The organism is Pseudonocardia sp. DSM 110487, assembly GCF_019468565.1.
Taxonomy (GTDB): Bacteria; Actinomycetota; Actinomycetes; order Mycobacteriales; family Pseudonocardiaceae; genus Pseudonocardia.
The window spans coordinates 7,507,950-7,527,431 of sequence record NZ_CP080521.1; the positions used below are offsets into that span (position 1 = coordinate 7,507,950).

Genomic DNA, 19,482 nt, shown 5'->3' on the forward strand with positions numbered 1-19,482 from the left:
ACAGCTTCTGAGCGACTTCAAATCTCATCGACATTCACGGGCCCTCAAGCCGCCAACCGCCATCCGAAGTCAGCAACAAACGCCTCCCACTGACACCTACACAGCCAGCTGCGCCCGCGAGGCGTGAGGTCGGGGTCGTCAGGTCCCTCTGCCTTCTCGCCGTGTTGCACGAGGTGAACGAGCGCCATCTCGTCAGCGTGTCATGTTCAATTGCGTGGGCCCGACGGGGTTGGCGGAGCGGGTCACCCACGGGGCTCAAGCACGCAGAATTCGTTACCCTCCGGATCGCATAGGACAACCCAGGGAACCGGGCCCTGCCCGATGTCTGCGCGCTGAGCACCCAGAGCGAGTAGGCGGTCGACCTCGGCCTGCTGGTCCGAGGCCTGGAAGTCGAGATGGAGCCTGTTCTTGCCCACCTTGGCAGGGCCGGGCACGAAGACGAGTGCTGGCCCGGCGTTGCCTTCGCGCCGAGGCCTGATCTCGATCCCGAAAGTGTCGTCGGCGTCGATCTCCCAGCCAAGGGCATCGGCCCACCAACGGCCGAGCGCACTCGGGTCTTCTGCGTCGACGACGACCGCCTCCCACCTCAGAGTCATGTCGCGGACCCTAGAACCCAGACCTGGCCCCGGTGGGGCTGGCGCCGAGCCCCGCGGGCATACCGATTTCCACTGGGCCTGCCCGGACCAGGCGCCGTCCGTCGTCTCGCTTCTGCCGAACGTAGCTGAGGGTGAGATCGAGGCCGTCGATCTCACCGAGCCAGCCCTCTTGCTGGGCGCGTTCGCGGCGGGCGCGCAAGTCGGCTTCGAGCTCATCGAGTCGGGGCAGCATCTTCGGGTTGACCTGCAGCATGGGGCAGCGGATGCAGGCGTGCTCATGAGAACACGAGGTGCCGTGGGGGCGGGCGCAGCCACCGAGCTCGACCTTGCGCTTGTCGAAGTGCTCCTCGAACTCGGCCCACTCCTGGTCGGTCGTCGGGCGGTACTCCTCGGTCGGCCGGAGCTGGCGGCGGTGGTCGAGGAACTGCTGGTAGTGACGTACGACGTCGTCGTCGAAGACCGCGACGTAGCCGCGAGTTGATTACAGGCTGGTGTGTCCGAGCAGCGCCGCGCCGATGTGGATCGGTAGACCGTTGTTGACCAGATCGGTGGCAAAGATCCGACGGAAGTCGTGTGCGGTGAACCGGGCGCCGGAGAACTCGGGGTGGGTCTGCGCGAGCTCGTCGCAGACTCGGCGCAGCTCCTTCGGCGCCCAGTTGCCGGAGAAGCCCTGGCGAAGCACGGTGACCTGGTGCTGAAACAGAAACGGCAGGGGCGGGCTGTGCTCGCGCTGGTGGTGGTCCCAGCGACGGGCCAGCGAGATCGATCCGCCGTTGCGGGTGTGGTAGTGGATCGCGTTCGAGGCGGGCAGCCATCACGCGCTCCTGCGCACGGTTGAGCGGATCGACCAGCGCCACCGGATCCGCGCCAGCCTCGATGGCGGCCTGCAGCCGTCGCAAGGTGGTCTCAGCTTCCGCCAACGCCCGCCGGGCGGCCGCAGCCGCTCCCTGTGGGTGGGCTGTAGGTGCGCACCAAGCTCGGCTCGTCGACCCAGGTCGTGGCCTACGTGCGCATGGTGCGGACCGGGTCGGGGGCGACCGGCGGTGCAGATCGCGCACGGGCCCCGGCGTGGATCACGCGATATCGAGTACCAGCGCCGTATCGAACCAGACGGCATCGCTCAGACACAGCTGCAGAATTTGACCCGCGAGTGAGCTGCGAGGGCGCTAGTGGCCGCGTACGTGCGTACGGTGCGGGACCGCGATGAACCAGCAGATCTGAGTTTGATCAGCGCCCGTATGTGGTCAAGCTCGGCCGCCGGTGACCCGAGGCCTTGTCACGACGACCTTGGCGACTGGTGTCAAGAGTGCTGACGGTGCGTCTTCCCAGTCGGCCAGCAGGCCGGTGACTAGCTCGGGTCGGAGCCGGCCCTCGGCGACAGCGCGCAGCACCGCCGGCAACTCGGCCCGGGCATTGGCCAGGCCTGTGACGAAGCTGCTCTGCTGGACGTACATCGTCCACAGCGGCAGGCGGGTCCCGGCGGTGAAGTACGGCGTCACCGAGGTGCATACACCGCCGGCGGTCAGTGACCGCACGGCGTGCTCCAGCGCGCCCCGCTCACCGCTGGCGTCCACCACGATCGGGTAGCGGGTGCTCGGCCTGTCGCGACCGGGCGATTGGTATCGGCCGGTCCGGCGATGCAGCGGACGGGCACCGAGCTTGGCGGCGATGTCCAAGCGCTCGAGGCTGGTGTCCAGGTAGTCGACTTGGGTGGCGCCGAGTGCCACCGCGCTCGCGGCGGCGTAGAGCCCAACGCTTTTGGCTCGGCCACCGAGAACGAGCACCGGTGCTCCCGGGTTCCGGGCGAGCGGGCCGGCGACCGCGCGCCAGCCGTCCGGGAAGTTGTCGCTCGCGCTGGCCAGCGCGACGGGGTCAACGCCGGCCGGCACTCTGAGCAGCATGTGCTCGGCGTGCGGCACCCGCAGCAGATCGCTCATCACCCCGCCCCACCCACCGCCCGCCTCGCCGAGGCCGTACATCGAGATCGCGGTACGGCGGTCGGTGGTGCAGGCCGCGGTCAGACCTCGACCGCAGGACGCGCACCGACCGCAGGAGATCTGAAAGGGCACGACCACCACATCTCCCGGCGCGACCGACGCGACAGCCGCGCCGGTCCGGACCACCTCGGCGACGCACTCGTGCCCGAACGGGAATGGACCGGTGAACGGACGGCGCCCGAGGTCGTCGAGCAACCGGCGATCCAGCAGCCCGACACCGTGGCCGATCCGAATCGGAACACCGAGATCGTGGCGCAGGAAGGCGTTGTCCAGATCGCACCGAGCTACCGCAAACGGCCGGACGAGCGCGTCGGTGTCCACCTCGAGCACCGGATCGGGCGCCTCGCGCCACTCCAGGATCCGCTTACGGACATACATCAGGGTTCGCACCACTGGAGCCAACCATCGGGGCTGGCCAGCGATCGAACCCTGGCCCGACCACCGGTCTGACTCACGCTCAGCCAGGCGCCGCACCCCAATGCCCCTGGGCGAGTCACCGCTCGTATCGCACTCGTCCACGGCCCCACAGGTGCGCACTAATTTGAGCCAAGTCAGGTCGTATCGCTTCTGCCGAAGGTGGTTGAGGGTGAGGTCGAGGCCTTCGATCTCACCGAGCCAGCCCGGCGCTCACGCGATCGCCGGAGACCGCGAACGAGCCGCCCGGTTGCTGGCCGATTTGCTGCCCGCGTCGTCGTGGCAGGCAGCGTCCTACGAGCCGAGCACCGCGGCAGTCGCTATGAGGCCACGGTCGACCCCGATGGCGCGGTGCGACTGGCGAGCGGGGACCGGTATGGCCGGGCTGACGATGCCGGAGCGACCGTGTGCAACACAAAGCGCTGCCAGGGCATGGCGTTATGGCACGTTCAGCTGCCGAACGGCTTGTGGATCTCGCTACGCGATCTTCGCGATCGGGCTCGAGCGGACGGACGCCTCGGACGCGCTGCGCGGTGGCCGGCTACGAGGTAGGCGGCGGCGGGCACGAACCTCGATAAGTGTCCCGGGCGCTCCAGCAAGAGCGCTGCCTCACCGCACCGGGTTCCGGCCGCTCACCGCGCACCTATTCGTCGACGACAGCCCTTACCTGGACTCCGACGCCCTCTTCGGGGTCAGGGAGAGTCTGGGGTGGCGGTTCCGGTCGTCGACGACCCGGCGCCGGCGGCCAGGGCTGGCTCCCCCGACCCGTTCCGGACGGTCCATTTCGACGTCGCATTGTTGCGTGCCGATCAGCGAGGCCACGATCGCTTACGGGCCAATGACCAACCCCTTGGCGGCGAGGACCTCACGGAGACGGGAGACCTCGAGGACAGTGCGCCCGGCGTGATACTCGGCGATGTAGCGCGCCTCCGCGTCTTCGCGTTCCTTCGCGGCCTGGACGACGTCGGCGAGGCTCTCCCGCCGGACGACGACGACACCGTCGGCGTCTCCGCGTACGACGTCACCGGGCCGGATCTCGGCCCCACCGACGATCACGGGGACGTTCATCGGCCCGACGGTCTCCTTGACGGTGCCCTTGATGCAGATCGAGCGGGAGAAGACGGGGAAGCCGAGTGCCTTCAGCTCGCGGGTGTCGCGGACGCCGCTGTCGGTGAGCAGGCCGCCGAGCCCCTTGGCCAGACAGGCGTTGGCAAGCACATCTCCGAAACTGCCGGCCTCGGTGTACTCGCCTGCCGAGGCCACGACGACGTCACCGGCCGCGGCGTAGGCGATGGCGACCTGCAGCATGATGTTGTCGCGTGGCGCGCAGACGACCGTGTAGGCCGGCCCGCAGAACTCCATGTCCGGGTCGACCGGTTTGAGTCGCGAGTCGAGGGCGCCGATGCGCCCCTGGGCTTCGTGGATGGTCGCTGCGGAGAAGCGCCCGAGCTCCTTGACCAGGACGGGATCGGGTCGGTCGACGGACGTGCGGACATGAATCATCGAGAGCTCCAGCGCGGTGGGACGAGGTTCAGGTGAGGGCGGAGACGACCTGGGCGATGCGCGCGAAGCTGCGTTCGAGGACCTCCTCGGAGGTCGCGAACGACAGCCGGAAATGGGGCGAGAGGCCGTAGGCCCCGCCGTGGACGGTGGCGACGCCGGCGCTGTCGAGAAGGTGGAGCACCACGTCCTCGTCGGTTCGGAGCACCTCCCCGCCGGGGGTCGTACGGCCCAGCAGCCCGGCGCAGCTCGGGAAGAGGTAGAACGCGCCGGACGGGGGGTCGACGGCCAGCCCGGGAATCGCGTTGAGGAGCTCGACGGCCAGGTCGCGGCGCCGTCGGTAGATCGCGACCATGTCCCGGACGGGTCCGGAGTCGCCCTCGAGCGCCGCGACGGCCGCGGCCTGGCTGATCGATGACGGGCACGAGGAGGTCTGCCCCTGCAGCTTGTTGATGGCTGCCACCAGCGGTTCGGGGCCGGCGGCGTAGCCGAGCCGCCACCCGGTCATGGCGTAGGTCTTGGAGACTCCGTTGACGACGAGGGTGCGGTCGGCGAGGCGGGGTTCGACGCCGACGATGCTGGTGATCTCGTGGTCGGCGAACCAGATCTCGTCGTAGATCTCGTCGGTCAGTATTCCGACGTGCGGGTGGCGCAGGAGCACGTCGGCGAGCACGCTGAGCTGGGCTCTCGAGTAGGCCGCGCCGGTGGGGTTGCTGGGTGTGTTGAGCACGAGCCATCGCGTCCGGGGGCTGATGGCGGCCTCGAGCTTCTCGGGGGTGAGCAGGAACCCGTCGGCGGCCGGGCACTCGACGAGGACCGGGGTGCCGTCGTTGGCCAGGACCATGTCCGGGTAGGACACCCAGTAGGGGGCCGGCACGATGACGTCGTCGCCCTGGTCGAGGGTGGCGGAGAAGGCGAGGTAGAGGATCTGCTTGGCCCCGCCACCGACCGTGATCTCCGCATCGGTGTAGCCGATCCCGGTGCGCTGCTTCAGCTTCGCGATGATCGCCGAGCGGAGCGCGGGGGTTCCGTTCACCGAGGTGTAGCGGGTCTCGCCGCGGTCGATGGCGGCGACGGCGGCGTCGCGGATGTGCCGCGGGGTGTCGAAGTCGGGCTCGCCGACGGTGAGGTCGAGGATGTCGTGCCCCTCCGCCACCAGCGTGCGCGCCCGGGCGGCGGCGGCGAGGCTGGGCGAGACGCGGATGCGCTCGACTCGGGCGGACGTGCGGATCGGTGTCATGCCTCAGTCCGCCCGGCGCTCGAACTCCAGGCCGCCGGGGACCTGGAAGGTCGGCAGGATCTCGATGTGCCCGACGTTGACGTGCCGCGGCGTGCCGACGGCGTACTCGATGGCGTCGGCGATGTCGCTCGGGGTGAGCGACTCGTAGCCGTCGTAGAACCTGCGCTGGGCCTCCTCCATGTCGCCGAGCAGCCGGCCGAAGATCTCGGTCTCGACCCGCCCGGGGCAGATCTCGGTGACCCGGACTCGCCGGCCGAACGAGTCGACGCGCAACTGCCGCGACAGGGTGTGCACGGCGGCCTTGGTGGCGTGGTAGATCGTGTTGCCGCCGAAGTTGTAGACCCCGGCGATCGAGCTGATGTTGACCACATGACCGAGATCCCGCTCGACCATGCCGGGCAGCAGCAGCCGGACGAGGTGCAGCACGGCCTGGATGTTCACCGCGATCTGCTCGTCCACTGCGAAAGCGTCGGCGTCGAGGATCGTGCCCTGGCGGGATACGCCGGCGTTGTTGACCAGGACGTCGATCTGCAGGCCGTCGGTGAGCTGCTCGAGCGCGGCCGTGTCGGTGATGTCGACCGCGTGCGGGACGCACCCGGTGCGTTCGGCGAGCTCGGCGAGCCGTTCGACGTTGCGGGCGACGGCGTGCACCGTCAGCCCCTGCTTGACCAGGCGCTCGACGACGCAGGCGCCGATCCCGGTGGACGCCCCGGTGACGAGGGCCGTGCGGTAGTCGGAGAAGGACATGGAAGGACCACGCTCTCTTTCTGGGGTCAGGCGTCGCGCAGCGGCAGGTGCGCGCGGTCGGTGACGGTGTGCAGGGCGGCGAGGGTGCCGAGTGCGGTGACGACGGCGTAGATCGCCGGGATGTAGACGCTGCCGGTCTCGGCGATGAGCCAGGTCATGAGCAGCGGGGCCGCGCCGCCGAAGAGAGCGGAGGAGATGTTGTAGCCAAGGCCGTACGCGGAGTAGCGGATCCGGGTCGGGAACAACTCGACGATCATGATGTGGATGACACCCGTGTGCCCTGCGAAGATCACGGCCATGACGACGGCGCCGATGCAGGCCAGGGCCAGGTTGCCCGAGGCGATCAGCGCGTAACAGGGGATGCCGGCGACCGCCATGGCGATCGCGGCACCCTGCATGACCTTCTTGCGGCCGATGCGATCCGACAGCGACCCCATGTACGGAATGGCGATCGAGATCGCGACGAGGCTGACCGCGGTGACGAGCAGGCCCTGCACGATGGTGAAGCCCAGCGAGGACTTCATGAAGGTCGGCATGTAGGCGAACAGGACGTAGTAGCCCGATCCGTTCATCAGCGGCAGGAAGAGGGCGAGGAGCATGGCCTTGCGGTGCTCGCGGGAGGCGAAGGCCTCGCGGAGCGGGTTCTTCGCCAGCCCGCCCTCGGCCTTCAGGCGCGAGAAGTTCGGGGTGTCGGAGATGCGGCTGCGGATGTACCAGCCGATGAACCCCATCGGAGCGGCGAGCAGGAACGGGATCCGCCAGCCCCACTCCTCCATCCCGGCCTGTCCCAGCCCGGCGGTGAGGCCGGCGGCCACCAGCGTGCCGGTGAGAAGGGCGAGGAACGAGGCGATCTGCGCGTAGCTGGTGGTCCGCCCGCGCCTGCCCTCGAGGGCGTGCTCGGCGAGGAAGGTCATCGCACCTGCCGCCTCGCCACCGACCGAGAAGCCCTGGGCGAATCGCAGCAGGATGAGCAGCGCAGGTGCCGCGAACCCGATGGCGGCGTAGGTCGGCAGCATGCCGATCAACGCCGTCGCGACGCTGATGAGCATGATGACGAAGACGAGCATGCGCTGGCGACCGAACCGGTCGCCGAGGACACCGCAGACGACGGCACCCAACGGGCGGACGACGAACGACACGGCGTAGCCGGCGAACACGAGGATCAGGCCGTTGGTGTTGTCCGGGAAGAAGACGACGGCCAGGACCCCGGCCATGAAGCCGAAGATCCCGTTGTCGTAGAGCTCCACGAAGATTCCGACGCAGCCGGCGAGCGTGACTCGCCGGACCTCCGCTTCGGGCGCTTTCGTGATGGTCACGTCCTGCGTCGAACTCATGATCGTCTCCGGGTGGGTCGTGGGGATCGCCTCGTGCGGTGGGGACTGGTCAGGCCGCCGGACGGCGGACAGCGGCGGGTGGCTCGGGGAGGGGACGCCCGATGGCGGCGAACGCGGCGCGGACGCGGGTGGCGAGCGCGTCGATCCCGGCTTGCCGTCGCCGGCGCTCGGCAAGGGCGGAGGTGACCGTGGTGCGGCGGAAGCGGACGGCGTCCCCGGGCCGGACCTGTCCCAGGAGATCGAGGCCGGTCGCGGTGACGACGGCGAGCACCGGGTAGCCGGCGGTGACCCCCCTCCCCCGGTGCAGGACGACGAGCTCGTCCCCGGCGGGGGCCTCGACCGCACCGATCGGCATACCGCGCGACAGCAGCTCGCCACGGGCGACGCGCCGGGGCAGGTTCCCGGTCATCCGCAGCCCGATGGCGTCACTCTGCGGACCGACGACGAAGGTGCCTTCGAACAGCCGCTCCGCGGTGTCGCCGAACTCGGCGATGTCGGGTCCGTCGGTGGCCTCCACGACCGCCGGGCCGCGCCGCGGTCCGTGGGTGCTGCCGGCGCCGACCCGGAAGGCGGGATGGCGCAGGTGCGGATGATCGACGGCGGGGAACTCGCGGAGCAGACCCAGTGCAGCGCCGTCGGTCAGCCGCGGCCCGAAGCCCAGGACGGGGTCCGGCGCCACGCTCCCGAGCAGGGTCGGAGCGACCACGCCACCGTGCACCGCGAGGTAGCTGCGCAGGCCCGCCCGCGGCTCGGCGACGACGATCCGCGATCCGGCCCGGACCGACACCGGCTCGCGGACCGGGCACGGCAGACCGTCGACGGTCAGCAGGTCGGCGGCTCCGGCGACGGCCACGATCGTGTCGACCGACGGTGTGCACGTCAGGCCCGTGGCAGTGCTTTCCAGCAAAGGGGCGCCCTGGGTGTTGCCGGCCAGCACGTTCGCCGTACGGGCAGCGCACTGGTCGAGTGCTCCTCCGACGGGGAAGCCGTGCCGGGCACCCGCGGCACGGCCCAGGTCCTGCACGGTGGTCAGGCCCGCACGGAGCAGCGTCAGCCGTGGCTCACCCATCGCAGGCCTCCAGGAGGGTGCCGGCGAAGCGGTCCCATTCCGCGACGTCGATCGGCCGGAATCGCAGGAGGTCACCGGGCCGGTAGGCAGCGGGCGGGACGGCTCCGACGTCGAGCAACCGCAGGGGGGTCCGACCCAGGACGGCCCAGCCACCCGGCGCCGGCATCGCCGACACCACGGCCTGCCGTCCGGCGACGGCCACCGCGCCGGCCGGCACGCGCGGCCGCGGCGAACCGCGGCGCGGCACCGGCAGCCGGAACGGCGGCCCGTCCATCATGGGCGCCCCGGCCGGGGCCCCCAGGCAGCGCACGACGTACTCCGCACCCGAGTGCACGGCCACGATCTCCTCGGGCGTACAACCCTGCTGCTCGGCCACGAGGTCGAGGTCGGGTCCGTGCTCGCCGTCGTAGACCACCGGCACGACGAACCGGCGTGGACGCCCGGCTCCGCTGCCGCCCGGCGCGAGCGCGGCGAGGCCGCGGCCCACCGCGGCCCGGACCTGCTGGTGGTCGGTGGTCAGGCCGTCGAACTCGACGAGCAGCCGATCGTAGGTCGGGACCAACCCGAACCCGTCGCCGCGAAGCCGGCCGGCGAGGCCGTGGACCAGCCCCCAGCGCCCAGCGGCCGTACCTCCGACGGCGATGACCTGGACGGCCGAGTCGCCGCAGTCGGCGACGGAGGCGTGCGGTGCATCGGGGCTCATCGGGCAGCCTCGCACACACCCAGGGGCTCGATGAGCACGCCCGCCGCTTCGAGCTCCGCGCGGATCCGCCCGGCCAGCCGAACCGCTCCCGCGGTGTCCCCGTGCAGGAGCACCGTGTCGCAGGAGATCTCCAGGTCCCGTCCGGTCACCGACGCAATGCGTCCCTCCGTCACCATCCGGACCGTCCGGGCCGCGATCGCATCCTCGTCGTGGATCACGGCACCGGGCTCGGAGCGCGGGACCAGGGTGCCGTCGTCGCGGTAGGCCCGGTCGGCGATGCCGACTGTCCCGACGGCGAGCCCCGCGGACCGTGCCCCGTCGGCGAGCTCCCCGTCCTGGGCCAGCACGGTCATCGCGGCGTCGACGGCGCGCACGGCGGCCACGACCGCCTCGGCGTAGTCGCGGCGGACGGCCACCAGGTTGCCGAGTTTCCCGTGCGGGGCGACGTGGCTGACCCGGGTGCCGTGGGCGGCGGCGAACCCGGCCAGGGCGCCCACCTGGTAGATGACGTCGGTGCGCACCTCGTCGGCCGTCAGGTCCATCACGCGGCGGCCGAAGCCGGCCAGGTCGGGGAAGCTCGGATGCGCGCCAACCGCGACGCCGCGTGCCACGCAGGCCGCCACGGTCGCATCCATGATGCGCGGATCGCCCGCGTGGAAGCCGCACGCGACGTTCGCCGAGGTCACGATCTCCAGGAGCGCGTCGTCGTCGCCCATCCGATACGCACCGAAACCCTCACCGAGGTCGGCGACGAGATCGATCCGACGGGGCATGGTCGGGCTCCTGTTCCTGTGACGTCCGATACGACTGGTGCGCGAATGAGTTTCGGTGCGGTTAACTCCCCGAGGGATCGGCGCAGAATTCGATTCATCGGCCGTGTTCCGCGTTGTCGAAGGACGCTAAGGGCCGATTCGGATCAGCACAAATAGGCGTTCGCTCTGACGACCTGCGACTGGCGTTATGGATGGGCCCGGTCACCTATACTCGCCGTTCGCGGCCCCGGCGGGGCCTGCGCCGCGGCGAGCGAGGTGGGAACCCGGTGGACACCCGGAGACTGCAGGCCTTCATGAAGATCGTCGACGCCGGTTCGATCACCCGGGCGGCGGACATCCTGCACATCGCCCAGCCCGCGCTGAGCCAGCAGGTCTCCGGACTGGAAACGCAGTTCGGCCAGCAGCTGCTCATCCGGAGCAAACGCGGGGTCGTGCCCACCGAAGCGGGCAAGGCCCTCTACCGGCACGCCCAGCGGATCCTTCGCCAGCTCGAGCTCGCCGAGGCCGACGTCGCGGTCTCCGCACGATTCCCCGCAGGGCACGTCTCCGTCGGGCTGGCGCCGCTCAGCGCGGGCCCACGCCTCGGCTTCCCGCTGCTCGTCGCGACGCGCACCCGCTACCCCGATGTCCTGCTCCACCTCAACGAGAACTTCGGTGGGGTACTCAGCGAGGCGATCATGACGGGGCGGATGGACCTCGCGCTGCTGTACGGCACCGGTCCGATCCGCGGCGTGAGCTTCGACCCGGTACTCGAGGAACCGCTCGTCCTCGTCGAGCAGGCCAATGCGATGTCCGATCCCGCTGAAACTGTCACTGAAACTGTCACCGTGTCGGACCTCGACGGCCTCGCGCTCCTACTCCCGAGCACGGTCCACACGCTGCGGCGGGTCGTCGACGCCGCCCTGCTCACCGCGGACTGCTCGCCGGTCGTGGTGGGTGAGGTCGAGTCGACCCTCACCCTCGGCCGCGCAGTCCGTGGCGGGCTCGGCGCGACGATCCTCCCCGCATCGGTGGCCGCGAGCCTGCCCGACGCCGCAGAGCTGCACACGCGGACGATCATCGACCCGGAGCTCCGCCTGACGCTGTCGCTGTGCAGCTCGGATCAGCAACCGCTGTCCGAGCCGGCAACCGTCGTGCGGGACCTCCTCGTGGGTGTCCTCGGCCATTTCGCGGACACGCACGGCCTCCTCCGCCTCTGATCCATCTGGCCGGTTCGCGTGACACCATTCCGGTCATGGTCGAAGACCTGCGGCTAGGTGTCGACGTGGGGGTTGGCCTCGAACTCGAAGGTGCGTAGCGACTTCTCCCGCGGGACCGCCGCGGTCTTGATCCGCCGCTCCGAGCGGCGCCTGGCCCGGTCGTCGCACTCGGCCATCAGCAACTCGGCGAGGAACCCGCGGTAGGACATCTACTCGCGGGCGGCGGCCTCGGCCACATCGGGGAAATCGGCGCGGATGGTGGGCAGCCGCAGCATCCGGCAGGCCTGGTCGACGGCGGCGTCGGCGGCCTGTTCGGTCAAACCGCGCCGCCGTGGTGTGGTGGTCATGACGAACTCGTGCCTCCTCCGCGGACCGCAAGGTAGGACAACTGTCGCCTTCCGTCGAGCGGCGTCGCCTACGCGTGCGGCGGTCGGTCGATCGCCAGGAATTCGTATTTCTGGTGCTCGCGCCGCGGCCCCGGTGAAGTAGCGCGGCTGCATGCGTTGTCGACGACGCGCTGCGCGCCACGCGCGACGGCCTCGACGTCTCGCCGATCATCACGCACCGGTTCGCGCTGAACCGGGCGGCCGAGGCGCTGGCGGTGGCCGCCGACAGGAGCAGCGGCAAACAGCAAGGTGCTCCTGCGCCTCGCCGCCTAGCGCCGGTTCGCTCGCTCGCCGCCCCGCCGCCTGCGAGTGGCGTAGGCGCGCCGCATCTTGACCTGGTTGCCGCAGCCTGCCATCGAGCACCACCGCCCGGACCGGTTGCGGGAGGTGTCGTAGTAGGCCCACCGGCAGGACTCCCTGGCACACACCTTCAGCCGTTCCCACCCCTCGGTCCCCGCGGCCCGGTCGAGCAGCGCGACGAGGCCACCCACCGGGTCGTCGCCGGGGGGCGCGAGCCGGCGCACCCCGGCGGTGTCGATCCGGAGCCGCATCGGCGTGTCCCCCAGCGCCGCGTTGATCGGCCCCAGCGTGTCCTCCGCGAGCGGATGGCCGGCGTGGGCCTGGAGGACGACGCGCAGGCCCTCGCGGATCGCGAGGGCGCGGTGCAGGTCGGCGTGCGTGAGCGTCACACCCGGCCCGAGGAGATCGCGGGCGCGCAGCCAGTCCCGCAGCCGCTCGGGATCGGTCAGCTGCTCCTCACCCGTCTGCGGCTCGGCGGTGTTGACGAAGTCGCGCACCGCACGGACCGCGTCGGGTACGCGCTCGTCACCGTCCGTCATCACACCAGCATAGCCCGATAGCCGGTGTTGCGACATCGCCCAGATGTGACACCATCGAAATCTAATTGGTGGTGTGAGAGGGAGGCGCGATGACGACCACCGTGGAACGAGCGGGACCCCGGGAGTGGACCGGGCTCGCCGTGCTGGCGCTGCCCTGCCTGCTGGTGTCCATGGACACCCACGTGCTCAACCTGGCAGTCCCGCAGCTCACGGCCGACCTGCGGCCCACCGGCGTGCAACTGCTGTGGGTGGTCGACGCCTACGGGTTCCTCGTCGCAGGCTCGCTGATCGCGGCGGGAGCGCTCGGTGACCGCGTCGGCCGCCGACGGATGATGCTCTGCGGTGGCGCCGGGTTCGGCGTGGCCTCCGTGCTCGCGGCATGGGCCACGACTCCGGGCCAGCTCATCGCCGCCCGGGCGCTGCAGGGCCTGTGCGGTGCAGCCATCCTGCCATCCACGCTCTCGCTGATCCGAACGCTCTTCCTCGACCGGCGCCAGCGCACAGTTGCCATCGGGATCTGGACGGCGAGCTTCTCCCTGGGCGGCGTGGCCGGACCGCTGCTTGCCGGGCTGCTCCTCGACCGATTCTGGTGGGGATCGGTGTTCCTGGTGGCCGTGCCGGTGATGGCGCTGCTCCTCGTCGTAGGCCCAGTCCTGATCCCCGAATCGGGCGACACCGGGACGTCCGGCCTCGACGTGCCCGCCGCGCTCCTCTCGCTCGCGGCCGTGCTGGCCGTCGTGCACGGGATCAAGGGACTCGCCCAGGACGGGCCCCAGACCGGGCCGGCGCTGTCGATCCTCGCCGGCTGCGGGCTCGCGGTGGCGTTCGTGCACCACGAGCGAGGCCGGCGGCATCCCGCGCTCGCCCCCGCGGTCTTCCGGAACGTCGCCTTCACCGCGCCGCTGCTGACGAACGCGTGTGCGTTCTTCGTGCTGTTCGGCACCACGTTCCTGGTCGCCCAGCACCTGCAGCTGGTGCTCGGCCTGTCGGCGCTCGAGGCGGGGGCGTGGACGATCCCGTCCTCCCTCGGCTACCTCACGGGCTCGGTGCTCGGCCTCACCGCGGCGCGCCGCGTGCGGCCGGCGTTCGTGGTCGGGGCCGGGCTCGTGCTGGCCGCGGCCGGGTTCGGGATGCTCAGCCAGGTCGACGACGGGCTCGGGCTGCTCGTCGCCGGCACCGTGGTGTTCTCCGTCGGGCTGGCGCCCGTGTACCTGGTGACGACGGAGATGATCGTCTCTGCCGCCCCGTCGCACCAGGCTGGGAGCGCGTCGGCGGTCTCCGAGACCGGCGCCGAGCTCGGCGGTGCGCTGGGCGTCGCAGTCCTGGGCAGCATCGGCGCGGCCACCTACCGGCAGGCGATGGACGCGGCCGCGTCCCACTCCCTACCGCCGAACGTCCAGGAGGGCGCGCGTGGCACCCTCGGCGGAGCGCTCGCGGCAGCCGAACGCCTGCCGGACGGGCCGGGGGCCGAGCTGGTGCGCGATGCCCGCGAGGCGTTCGAGGCGGCGTTCCGCACGGTCGAGGCCGTCGGGGCCGGGCTCCTCGCGGTGGTCGCCGTCGGCGCGGTGCTCGTCCTGCGCCGCGTCAGCTCCTGATCAAGCCTAGATACCTGGAAGTTCGGCCAGCACCCGGCAGTGCCGACGCGTCGACGCCGGTCGGCACCACGGTGAGCTGCCAGTCGGCGGCGCCTGGGCGGCCCGCCGTAGCCGTACCCGGGTACTTCGCCGTCCTCGTGATCGCGGTCGGCGTCCTGCCCGCGGTCGTCGACGCCGTCGGCGAGCGCGCCGCCGTGCTGTTCGACAGCGGGGTGCGCTCCGGGCTCGACGTCGCCCGGGTGCTCGCGCTCGGCGCGCAGGCCGCGTTCTGCGGGCGCGCGTTCCTCACCGGGCTGGCCGGGGCGGGCGACCAGGGCGCGCACCTCGTCGCGGAGCTGTTCGGCGATCACCCGGACCGCGACCAACCCGGTCCGGATGCGGCGCGCGATCGTGGTCCTGATGTCCGCCCAAGGCCAGACCGTCCGCGACATCACCTCGTTGCTGCAGGTCAGCGACGACTACGTCCGCGATGTGATCCACGCATTCAACGAGCGGGGGTTCGACGCGCTGGACCCAAAACCGAGCGGGGGACGCCCGAAGAAGATCGGTGAACAGGTCCGCGCCCGGATCTGCCGCATCGCTCGGACGTCCCCCACCGACTGGGGCATCACCGCGTTCCCCCCGCCTGGTCACTGGCCAAACTGCGCGAGCACCTGCTCGCCGAGGGCACCGTCGCCGAGCTCAGCCGCGAGACGCTGCGCCGCATCCTGCACACCGGCGGCGTCTCATGGCAGACCACAACCACCTGGAAGGCCTCCACCGACCCGGACTTCATCCCCAAGATGCGCCGCGTCCTGGACCTCTACGACCACCCACCCGACGACGGCCGCGTGGTCTGCGTGGTGTGCGTGGACGAGTTCGGGCCGCTGAACCTGCAACCGCGCAAGGGCAAGGCCTGGCGGCCCCAGCGCCGGCCGAGCCGACAACGGGCCACCTACACCCGCACATCCGGGGTGATGCACATGCTCGCCGCTCTGGACCTGACCACCGGCAAGCTGTTCTACCGGATCAAAGACCGCAAACGCTGGATCGAGTTCCTCGACCTGCTCAAAGCGCTACGGGCCCGCTGGCCCGGAGAGAAGCTCTACCTGGTCTGCGACAACTTCTCCCCACACCGCCTCGCCCGTGTCCGTGAGTGGTGCGCCGCCAACCAGGTCGAACTGGTCTTCCTGCCCACCTACGGGTCGTGGTTGAACTGGATCGAGAGCGAGTTCGCCGCGCTGCGCTACTTCGCCCTCAACAGCACCGACCACCGCAGCCACACGACGAGCAGAACGCCGCCATCGCCGCCTACGTCCGCTGGCGCAACGCCCGCGCCCAACCCAAGACCAACTTCGCGGTCAACTCACCGATCCGAACCTGGACCAGTTACCCGGTCAAAGCTGCGTGACAAGCCACTAGGTCGCCGGACCGGCAGCTGGCCCTGGCCGCCGTACGTAGGTCGGCCATAACCTGACAGGCTGGCACTCCTGCGCCGCGGGGCGAGTGGATGGCACGCCGCCGATCCCGGGCCGCCGAAGTCGTCGTCGAATACCTCGACCGCGGCCGTACCGAACCTTGCGAGATCCTCACCGAGCCGGCGGCGGCCAGCACCGTATGTTCGGCTAAACGAGCGCCACTACGGCTCCCTGCCGGAGACGTACAACTTCGGACCATGGCGCACCGCGAACCAACGGCTCGACACATCAGTTCTCGAGACCAAGACAACTAAGTGGTCCGAGTACTGGCCTGGCCGAAAAGGGGTCAGTCGGCCTGTCCGCTTGGAGTGGCGGGGCGTAGCTCCCCCGAGGGTCGGGCTTACGGGCAAGAAACCTGCACTTTCCGGGCAGGATCCAGGGTTGCCGTGCAGCGCATGTCGCCGGCTCGGGCGTCGCAGTCAGGGTTCGGGTTGCTGTTGCCCGGACACGTCCGCCCGAGCGGAATCGTGGCGTGGGTCACACAGTTTGGGCGGTTCGAGCGGTCACAACCCCGGCCCGGCGGAGTCCAAAGACACGTCCCGAACCGATCTGACATGGAGAACCCGATGCGACACGACGCGCAGAGCATCACCATCGACACCGAACCCAAGGCCGTCCACGAGTTCGTGGCCGACCCGGCGAACCTGCCCCGCTGGGCGATCGGCTTCGCCCAAGGGGTGCGACAGGAGGACGGGCGGTGGATCGTGCAGACGGCCGGCGGTGACGTGCCCGTCGACATCAAGGCCGACGCCGGTACTGGAGTGGTCGACTTCCACCTGCAACCCGCCCAGGACGTGCGCGTGACCGCGTACTCTCGGGTGATGCCGGCCGGGACCGGTACGCTGTACACCTTTACCCAGGTTCAACCCGCCGGCATGCCTGACGAGGTATTCGACGGACTGGTCGGCGCGGTCCGCCACGAACTGGTCGCGCTCAAGGCGATCCTGGAGGTGGCATGCCCGATCGGTCGCTAGAAGCACTCGCGACCGCCGCGGCGGCCGGCGACGCATCCGCCCTGGAAGCGGTGCTCGCCGGCGTCCGCGACGACGTGTACGGGCTGGCCCTGCGGATGCTGTGGCACCCCGAGGACGCCGCCGACGCCACCCAGGACATCCTGATCAAGGTGATGACCCGGCTCGGCACCTACCGGGGCGAAGCCGCGCTACGCACCTGGGTGTTCCGCATCGCCGCGAACCACATGTCCACCGTGCCCCGCAGCCGGGTCGAACGACGGGCGCTGTCGTTCGACGCGTTCGCCGCTGACCTCCTTGACGGGCTGGCCGACCCTCCCGAACGTGGCGACGTGGACCTCGACCTCCTCGAAGCCGAGGTCAAGCTCGGGTGTACCAAGGCGATGCTGCTGTGCCTGGACCGCGACCACCGACTGGCCTTCGTACTCGGGACAGTGTTCGACCTGCCCGGCGTCGACGCCGCCGCCATCTGCGATGTGGACCCTCCGACTTACCGCAAACGCCTGTCCCGCGCCCGAGCCCGCATCCGGCGATTCATGGACGGCAACTGCGGCCTGGTCAACCCCACTGCCGCCTGCACCTGCGCCCGACGCATCCGCCCGGCCATCAACACCGGGCGCGTGGACCCGCAACAGCTACTGTTCGCGTCGCCGACCAACCTCGCCATGACGCAGATGGAACACTTACACGCCACCGCGGCGGTCTTCCGCGCCCATCCCCGCTACGCCACACCAGCCCGGGTCGTCCACGCTGTCCGAGCCGCACTCACCTCCGGCCGATACCCGCTCGTCACCGCTCAGGGCGCCGACGAGACAGTCGAGATGTAGCCGCCACCACCTCGATCACAGCGAACAGATCGAAGTGCAGTTCACCGCCGAAAGACCTGAACGGATCATCGTCAAGGTTTGGACGCACTCGATCAGCAAGAGGGTCCACCTCACGCCCCCTACCGACCAAATTGAGCCCATACGACTTCCCTGGCTCAGAATGATCGATCGCGGTTCCCGCGTTCCCGATCCATTGGCGGCATATGGCGTGGAACGTTACGGCTGGCTATCTCAGCGCGATGACCCACCGAGCCTTGGTCAGGCCACGGTCGCTCCTTCCTTTGCGGTCCAGATCGCAAGACTCTGCGGGTCAAACTGGATATGAGATAGCCGCGAAGGGGGAGGCGGCTGCACGGTCGAGCCATCGGCACCCGCGGCGGGCATTGCCACGGAGCCTGCACGAAAGGCCTCAGGGGAGGATGATGCGTGCGGTTAGTGCGCAACTCTCGGACACAGGATTACCCCACGACGAACCGGACCGGTCCGCCGTCGGAACTCCGCGCGGTCGCCGCCTCTGCTGCGGACGCTGCCAAGCGGCGACGCTGGTCGGGTCCAGGCCGCATTGTTCCGGGCCGGTGGCGTCGGACTCCACCTGCTGGAGGTTGCTCGACCAGCTCGACGACATCCACCTGGCCGCGGTGGCGGCTACTGCCCGATCACCCTTGCCGTCCAAGTACTCGGCGAAGAGCGGCAGGTGTTGCATTGCCACCCGGACCTCCCCGGTGTGGCCGCGCAGCCCGTCCATGGCCTCGCCGCAGCGCGGGGACGCGCCAGGTAGGGGATATGGAGCCTCCCATTCCGGCGCGTGACGGGCTCTGGGATAGTTCGTGACTTCGCGGAACCGGAGGTTGTCCGCAGTGGCAGCCACGAACGAAGGAGCATGACGTGGTCGCAGCGGGGGGCAACGTTTTCGGTCATGTTGGAGAGGCAGTCAAGAGCCTCGCCAACATGCTCCGCACGCAGGCCGAGTCGGTCCGCGCCATCCAGGACAGCGTCGATCTGGTGCACCGATGAGCGGCGGGCAGGGTTCCTCGAGGGACGAGCGGATCGCGGTGATCAGCCGTCGCGTCGTCTTCGTCGGGGGAAGCGCCCTGTTCGTCGGCGGCGTTCTCGCGTTACTCAACGGCCAAACGGGGCTTGGCATCGCACTCGTTGTCGTGACTTTCCTCGCGGTGGTGGGGCGTGGTCTCATGACGGTGATGCGCGGCCGGCGCGCGCTCACCAGCCGGGACCGCGCGCAGGTGCCCGACGGTCTGGTCCGCGGCCCCGACGCGCCGGCGCCGGTGGAGGATGTGGTCGCGGCGCTGGTGGGTATGAACAGCGACGGGCTGCCCTACCAGATCGACGCCTCGCGGAGCCCTGACGGCGTGCGCGTCGACGTGAAGTGGAAGAACGAGGAGATGCGCTGGCAGACCCTCTTCGTGCGTGGGTCGCAGGCCTATGCGTGGCGCATGGAGGTAGACCTCGCCCCATCCACGGGGCGGTACAAGTTCGTCGAGCACTCCGGGAAGGCGTCCGTACGTGCCGCGGCCGGACCGCTGGGGGCAGTGGCCTACGGCAAGTGGACGTGGCAGAAGGGCAAGACGACTGGTGGCACGTCGGCAACCTTCGTCGAGGGCGCCGACGGGCAGGTCAGCGTGACCGGCCCGGCCGGACGCCGTACCTCGTGGGAGGGGGCCGTCATGATCAAGCCGCCCGACGCGAAGGTGCCGGTGTTCACGGTCCTGCGGAACAACGGTTGGCGCCCGCGTTTCGACTGGTTCGGAGCACGACTGTTCGAGAAGTAAGCCCGGCTCGTGAGGCCGGTGTCACGTCGTCACGGAGCCAGGGCTTCG

The 19,482-nt window shown here is 70.1% G+C and carries 22 protein-coding genes and 2 pseudogenes; 10 read left to right on the forward strand and 14 right to left on the reverse strand.

All coding sequences use genetic code 11. From position 1 onward, the window contains the following. Positions 1-242 precede the first annotated feature (242 nt). Complete coding sequence (locus K1T35_RS35095) at positions 243-596, reverse strand: VOC family protein (RefSeq protein WP_220256038.1); 354 nt, start codon at positions 594-596, stop codon at positions 243-245. Between K1T35_RS35095 and K1T35_RS35100 the strand changes: the two genes are divergently transcribed. Further along, positions 595-1,077: a hypothetical protein gene (locus K1T35_RS35100; protein ID WP_220256039.1), complete on the forward strand. Its 483-nt coding sequence runs from the start codon at positions 595-597 to the stop codon at positions 1,075-1,077. The two genes, K1T35_RS35095 and K1T35_RS35100, sit on opposite strands and share 2 nt — an antisense overlap. On the opposite strand, the gene K1T35_RS35105 is transcribed toward K1T35_RS35100, so the two are convergent. Further along, positions 1,078-1,407 (reverse strand): site-specific integrase, encoded by a 330-nt coding sequence (locus K1T35_RS35105; RefSeq protein WP_370645530.1) that lies wholly within the window; start codon positions 1,405-1,407, stop codon positions 1,078-1,080. It lies immediately after the preceding gene. Between the two features lie 433 nt (positions 1,408-1,840). Further along, positions 1,841-3,112, reverse strand: coding sequence for an alcohol dehydrogenase catalytic domain-containing protein (locus K1T35_RS35110; RefSeq protein ID WP_220256041.1), 1,272 nt, complete (start codon positions 3,110-3,112; stop codon positions 1,841-1,843). Between the two features lie 57 nt (positions 3,113-3,169). Here K1T35_RS35110 and K1T35_RS49895 point away from each other — a divergent pair, with 57 nt between their 5' ends. Beyond that, positions 3,170-3,559, forward strand: a complete 390-nt coding sequence (locus K1T35_RS49895; RefSeq protein ID WP_370645195.1) for a hypothetical protein — start codon at positions 3,170-3,172, stop codon at positions 3,557-3,559. A gap of 276 nt (positions 3,560-3,835) precedes the next feature. Here the strand turns inward: K1T35_RS49895 and K1T35_RS35120 are convergent, their stop codons facing one another. Genes K1T35_RS35120 through K1T35_RS35150 form a run of 7 tightly spaced genes read right to left on the reverse strand, consistent with a single transcriptional unit; the run spans position 3,836 to position 10,373 of the window. Beyond that, positions 3,836-4,510 carry a 4-carboxy-4-hydroxy-2-oxoadipate aldolase/oxaloacetate decarboxylase gene (locus K1T35_RS35120; RefSeq protein WP_220256043.1) on the reverse strand — a complete coding sequence of 225 codons (675 nt, stop codon included), beginning with the start codon at positions 4,508-4,510 and terminating at the stop codon, positions 3,836-3,838. A gap of 28 nt (positions 4,511-4,538) precedes the next feature. Continuing rightward, complete coding sequence (locus tag K1T35_RS35125) at positions 4,539-5,747, reverse strand: aspartate transaminase (protein WP_220256044.1); 1,209 nt, start codon at positions 5,745-5,747, stop codon at positions 4,539-4,541. Between the two features lie 3 nt (positions 5,748-5,750). Then, a complete protein-coding gene (locus K1T35_RS35130) occupies positions 5,751-6,494 on the reverse strand; it encodes an SDR family oxidoreductase (protein WP_220256045.1) in 744 nt (247 codons plus the stop codon). Positions 6,495-6,520: 26 nt separating this feature from the next. Then, positions 6,521-7,828, reverse strand: coding sequence for an MFS transporter (locus K1T35_RS35135; protein ID WP_220256046.1), 1,308 nt, complete (start codon positions 7,826-7,828; stop codon positions 6,521-6,523). Positions 7,829-7,877: 49 nt separating this feature from the next. Then, positions 7,878-8,897 carry a biotin-dependent carboxyltransferase family protein gene (locus K1T35_RS35140; RefSeq protein WP_220256047.1) on the reverse strand — a complete coding sequence of 340 codons (1,020 nt, stop codon included), beginning with the start codon at positions 8,895-8,897 and terminating at the stop codon, positions 7,878-7,880. Continuing rightward, positions 8,890-9,600: an allophanate hydrolase subunit 1 gene (locus K1T35_RS35145; RefSeq protein WP_220256048.1), complete on the reverse strand. Its 711-nt coding sequence runs from the start codon at positions 9,598-9,600 to the stop codon at positions 8,890-8,892. The genes K1T35_RS35140 and K1T35_RS35145 overlap by 8 nt, the downstream gene beginning before the upstream one ends. Beyond that, complete coding sequence (locus K1T35_RS35150) at positions 9,597-10,373, reverse strand: LamB/YcsF family protein (protein ID WP_220256049.1); 777 nt, start codon at positions 10,371-10,373, stop codon at positions 9,597-9,599. Before K1T35_RS35150 ends, K1T35_RS35145 begins: the two co-directional genes overlap by 4 nt. A gap of 266 nt (positions 10,374-10,639) precedes the next feature. Between K1T35_RS35150 and nac the strand changes: the two genes are divergently transcribed. Beyond that, positions 10,640-11,572 carry a nitrogen assimilation transcriptional regulator NAC gene (gene nac, locus K1T35_RS35155; protein WP_220256050.1) on the forward strand — a complete coding sequence of 311 codons (933 nt, stop codon included), beginning with the start codon at positions 10,640-10,642 and terminating at the stop codon, positions 11,570-11,572. 53 nt (positions 11,573-11,625) lie between these two features. On the opposite strand, the gene K1T35_RS49335 is transcribed toward nac, so the two are convergent. From K1T35_RS49335 to K1T35_RS49345, 4 genes are all read right to left on the reverse strand, one after another. Next, the gene (locus K1T35_RS49335) at positions 11,626-11,781 is read right to left on the reverse strand and encodes an ATP-binding protein (protein WP_255621068.1); all 156 of its coding nucleotides are present in this window, start codon (positions 11,779-11,781) and stop codon (positions 11,626-11,628) included. Then, the gene (locus K1T35_RS49340; RefSeq protein WP_255621069.1) at positions 11,782-11,919 is read right to left on the reverse strand and encodes a hypothetical protein; all 138 of its coding nucleotides are present in this window, start codon (positions 11,917-11,919) and stop codon (positions 11,782-11,784) included. A 68-nt stretch (positions 11,920-11,987) separates the two neighbouring features. Continuing rightward, positions 11,988-12,206 (reverse strand): hypothetical protein, encoded by a 219-nt coding sequence (locus K1T35_RS35165; RefSeq protein WP_220256051.1) that lies wholly within the window; start codon positions 12,204-12,206, stop codon positions 11,988-11,990. Between the two features lie 21 nt (positions 12,207-12,227). Beyond that, complete coding sequence (locus tag K1T35_RS49345; protein WP_255621070.1) at positions 12,228-12,797, reverse strand: ABATE domain-containing protein; 570 nt, start codon at positions 12,795-12,797, stop codon at positions 12,228-12,230. An 89-nt stretch (positions 12,798-12,886) separates the two neighbouring features. Between K1T35_RS49345 and K1T35_RS35175 the strand changes: the two genes are divergently transcribed. From K1T35_RS35175 to K1T35_RS35200, 7 genes and pseudogenes are all read left to right on the forward strand, one after another. Continuing rightward, complete coding sequence (locus K1T35_RS35175; RefSeq protein ID WP_220256052.1) at positions 12,887-14,392, forward strand: MFS transporter; 1,506 nt, start codon at positions 12,887-12,889, stop codon at positions 14,390-14,392. A gap of 194 nt (positions 14,393-14,586) precedes the next feature. After that, a pseudogene (locus tag K1T35_RS49900) lies at positions 14,587-14,676 on the forward strand (alpha-hydroxy-acid oxidizing protein); the annotation flags it as partial. 115 nt (positions 14,677-14,791) lie between these two features. After that, positions 14,792-14,941 (forward strand): annotated as a pseudogene (locus K1T35_RS49355) (transposase); the annotation flags it as partial. Between the two features lie 92 nt (positions 14,942-15,033). Then, entirely contained in the window at positions 15,034-15,843 is an 810-nt protein-coding gene (locus tag K1T35_RS35185; protein ID WP_255622710.1) for an IS630 family transposase, read from the forward strand. Between the two features lie 560 nt (positions 15,844-16,403). Then, a complete protein-coding gene (locus tag K1T35_RS35190) occupies positions 16,404-16,823 on the forward strand; it encodes an SRPBCC family protein (protein WP_220256053.1) in 420 nt (139 codons plus the stop codon). Beyond that, positions 16,805-17,647, forward strand: coding sequence for an RNA polymerase sigma factor (locus tag K1T35_RS35195; RefSeq protein ID WP_220256054.1), 843 nt, complete (start codon positions 16,805-16,807; stop codon positions 17,645-17,647). The genes K1T35_RS35190 and K1T35_RS35195 overlap by 19 nt, the downstream gene beginning before the upstream one ends. A 1,010-nt stretch (positions 17,648-18,657) precedes the next feature. Beyond that, positions 18,658-19,434, forward strand: a complete 777-nt coding sequence (locus tag K1T35_RS35200) for a hypothetical protein (RefSeq protein WP_220256055.1) — start codon at positions 18,658-18,660, stop codon at positions 19,432-19,434. Positions 19,435-19,482 lie beyond the last annotated feature (48 nt).

Coding starts and splice junctions, on each gene's coding strand:
- K1T35_RS35100 (WP_220256039.1), top strand. CDS start 595: ATGTCGCGGACCCTAGAACCCAGACCTGGCCCCGGTGGGGCTGGCGCC.
- K1T35_RS35095 (WP_220256038.1), bottom strand. CDS start 596: ATGACTCTGAGGTGGGAGGCGGTCGTCGTCGACGCAGAAGACCCGAGT.
- K1T35_RS35120 (WP_220256043.1), bottom strand. CDS start 4,510: ATGATTCATGTCCGCACGTCCGTCGACCGACCCGATCCCGTCCTGGTC.
- K1T35_RS35125 (WP_220256044.1), bottom strand. CDS start 5,747: ATGACACCGATCCGCACGTCCGCCCGAGTCGAGCGCATCCGCGTCTCG.
- K1T35_RS35130 (WP_220256045.1), bottom strand. CDS start 6,494: ATGTCCTTCTCCGACTACCGCACGGCCCTCGTCACCGGGGCGTCCACC.
- K1T35_RS35135 (WP_220256046.1), bottom strand. CDS start 7,828: ATGAGTTCGACGCAGGACGTGACCATCACGAAAGCGCCCGAAGCGGAG.
- K1T35_RS35140 (WP_220256047.1), bottom strand. CDS start 8,897: ATGGGTGAGCCACGGCTGACGCTGCTCCGTGCGGGCCTGACCACCGTG.
- K1T35_RS35145 (WP_220256048.1), bottom strand. CDS start 9,600: ATGAGCCCCGATGCACCGCACGCCTCCGTCGCCGACTGCGGCGACTCG.
- K1T35_RS35150 (WP_220256049.1), bottom strand. CDS start 10,373: ATGCCCCGTCGGATCGATCTCGTCGCCGACCTCGGTGAGGGTTTCGGT.
- K1T35_RS49335 (WP_255621068.1), bottom strand. CDS start 11,781: ATGTCCTACCGCGGGTTCCTCGCCGAGTTGCTGATGGCCGAGTGCGAC.
- K1T35_RS49340 (WP_255621069.1), bottom strand. CDS start 11,919: ATGACCACCACACCACGGCGGCGCGGTTTGACCGAACAGGCCGCCGAC.
- K1T35_RS49345 (WP_255621070.1), bottom strand. CDS start 12,797: ATGACGGACGGTGACGAGCGCGTACCCGACGCGGTCCGTGCGGTGCGC.
- K1T35_RS35175 (WP_220256052.1), top strand. CDS start 12,887: ATGACGACCACCGTGGAACGAGCGGGACCCCGGGAGTGGACCGGGCTC.
- K1T35_RS35190 (WP_220256053.1), top strand. CDS start 16,404: ATGGAGAACCCGATGCGACACGACGCGCAGAGCATCACCATCGACACC.
- K1T35_RS35195 (WP_220256054.1), top strand. CDS start 16,805: ATGCCCGATCGGTCGCTAGAAGCACTCGCGACCGCCGCGGCGGCCGGC.
- K1T35_RS35200 (WP_220256055.1), top strand. CDS start 18,658: ATGAGCGGCGGGCAGGGTTCCTCGAGGGACGAGCGGATCGCGGTGATC.